At 66.5% G+C, this 2579-nt stretch carries 3 protein-coding genes; all 3 read left to right on the top strand.

Annotation, left to right across the window (positions count from 1 at the left end):
- Positions 1-4: 4 nt before the first annotated feature.
- A protein-coding gene (prfB, locus tag ACXJL8_RS38720) for a peptide chain release factor 2 (RefSeq protein WP_456621185.1) occupies positions 5-1136 on the top strand; the annotation gives its coding sequence in 2 pieces (ribosomal slippage) (positions 5-73 and positions 75-1136; 1131 coding nt in all).
- Entirely contained in the window at positions 1136-2017 is an 882-nt protein-coding gene (locus ACXJL8_RS38715) for an NAD(P)-dependent oxidoreductase (RefSeq protein ID WP_456621184.1), read from the top strand. Before prfB ends, ACXJL8_RS38715 begins: the two co-directional genes overlap by 1 nt.
- Positions 2018-2152: 135 nt before the next feature.
- A partial coding sequence (locus ACXJL8_RS38710; RefSeq protein WP_456686784.1) for a DMT family transporter occupies positions 2153-2579 on the top strand: 427 nt, incomplete at its 3' end.

Here is a 2579-nt window from a genome sequence, read left to right as displayed (position 1 = left end):
CGACATGCGCGCCGAAATCGAACGGTTGGTAGAAGAGATCAAGCAGTCAGTCGGGCTGCTGAGGAGGCATCTTTGACGTCGAGAAATCGACGGCGCGCCTCGCTGAGCTGAACAAGCTCGCAGAAGATCCCAACCTCTGGAACGATCCCCAGAAAGCCCAGAAGCTGATGCAGGAGCGGACCTCGCTTGAGGATTCGCTGTCGGGCATCGGCAAGGTCGAGCAGGAGCTCGAGGACGACATCGGCATGATCGAGCTCGGCGAAGCCGAAGGCGATGCGGGCGTCGTTGCCGAAGCCGAAGCCGCACTGAAGAACCTGAAGAAGGAAGTCGCGCGGCGCGAGCTCGAGGCGCTGCTGTCGGGCGAAGCCGATCGCTTCGATTCCTACCTCGAAGTCCATGCCGGCGCCGGCGGCACCGAGAGCCAGGACTGGGCGCAGATGCTTTTGCGCATGTACACGCGCTGGGCCGAGACCCACGGCTTCAAGGTCGAATATCTCGAAGAGTCCGAGGGCGAAGAGGCCGGCATCAAGTCCGCGACCATCCAGGTCTCCGGGCACAATGCCTATGGCTGGCTGAAGACCGAGGCCGGCGTGCACCGCCTGGTGCGCATCTCGCCGTTCGATTCCAACGCGCGGCGGCACACGTCTTTCTCCAGTGTGCAGGTGTTCCCCGTCATCGATGACAGCATCAAGATCGACATCAAGGAAGCCGACGTCCGCGTCGACACCATGCGCTCGGGCGGCGCCGGCGGCCAGCACGTCAACAAGACCGAGTCCGCGGTGCGGCTGACGCATATCCCGACCGGTGTCGCCGTGGTCTGCCAGGCCGGCCGCTCCCAGCACAAGAACCGGGCGCAGGCCTGGGACATGCTGCGCGCGCGCCTTTACGAAATCGAGCTGAAGAAGCGCGAGGAGAAGGCCGCCGCCGACCAGGCCGCCAAGACCGATATCGGCTGGGGTCACCAGATCCGCTCCTATGTGCTGCAGCCCTACCAGATGGTGAAGGACCTGCGCACGGGCGTGCAGACCTCGGACACGTCGGGCGTGCTCAACGGCGAGCTCGACGACTTCATGGCCGCGACGCTGGCGCAGCGCGCCTTCGGCACCACCACCGGCGAGATCGAGGACGTCGACTGATGCCGCGTGTTGCCTTCATCGGGCTTGGACGGATGGGCCACGGCATGGCCGGCCGCTATCTCGATGCCGGCTTCACGGTGACGCTGTGGAATCGCAGCAAGGCCAAGGCGGAAGACCTGATCGCGCGCGGCGCGCAATGGGCGACCTCGCCGGAGGACGCCGCGATCGATGCCGACGCCGTGGTGACCATGGTTGCCGACGACGAGGCCTCGCGCGCGGTCTGGCTCGGGCCTCAAGGCGCGGCCAAGACGGCGAAGGCCGGCACCATCGCGATCGAATGCTCCACCGTCTCCTATGACCATGCGCGCGAGATGGGCCGCGAGCTGAACGCGCGCGGGCTCATCTACATCGATTGCCCCGTGACCGGACTGCCGGATGCGGCGGCGGCCGGAAAGCTGACGCTGCTGGCCGGCGCCGACGCGGCCGACCTCGAGCGCGCCCGACCGTTCCTCGAACCGATCGGCTCGACCATCCGCCATTTCGGCGTGGTCGGCTCCGGCACGGTCTACAAGCTCATCAACAATTTGATGGGGGCGATCCAGATCGCCGGCCTCGCCGAGGGTCTCGCGATCGCCGAGCAGGCCGGGCTCGACATGAACCTGGTGCTGGAGTCGATCCAGGCCGGCGTCGCCGCCAGCCCCCAGGTGCAGCGGCATTCCAAGCGCATGGTGGCGCGCGACTTCGGCGGCGCGACCTTCACCTCGGCGCTGCGGCACAAGGATGCCGCCTATGCCGTGAGGCTTGCCGAGAGCCTGCTGGCCGACAAGCCGCTGGTGGCGCGCGCGGCGGTCGAATCCTACGCGCGGGCGAAAGCCAGCATGCCGGACGACGACGAAGGCAAGATGATCGAGCTGGTGTCGCGGCCGAAGGAGCCGTCCTAGCCGGTCGCATTAACATGGGGCAGCCTCGTTCGCCCTATCGCTTCTGAACACGGGAATTCCAAACCTCATCGGAAATCGGGTGGCAAAGCGCGTCGCGCCGCACTAGGCGGGGGGCAGCCACCGATGCGAGACGCCATGCCCCCGAACGACAACCGGATCGACGCACGAGACTGGTCGTTGCTGGCCGTGCTTTCCATCCTTTGGGGCGGCTCGTTCTTCTTCAACGGTGCGGCGCTGCGGGAGTTGCCGCCGCTGACGCTCGTGTTCCTGCGCGTTGTTATCGGCGCGGCCATTCTGCTGCCGCTGCTCCGCGTGCAGGGGATCGGCTTTCCCAAGGGCCTGGCGGGCTGGAAGCCGTTCTTCGCGATCGGGTTGCTCAACAACGTCATTCCGTTCTCGCTGATCGTGGCCGGCCAGACCTTTATTCCGAGCGGGCTGGCGTCGATCCTCAACGCGACCACGCCACTGTTCACGGTGCTGGTGATGGCAGCGGCAGGTGAAGAGGCGTTGCAGGCGCGACGGGTGGCCGGCGTGGCGCTGGGCCTTGCCGGTGTGATCATCC

This window comes from Bradyrhizobium sp. P5_C11_2 (assembly GCF_054049755.1).
This window is presented reverse-complemented; position numbering and strand designations above follow the sequence as displayed.

Coding starts and splice junctions, on each gene's coding strand:
- ACXJL8_RS38715 (WP_456621184.1), top strand. CDS start 1,136: ATGCCGCGTGTTGCCTTCATCGGGCTTGGACGGATGGGCCACGGCATG.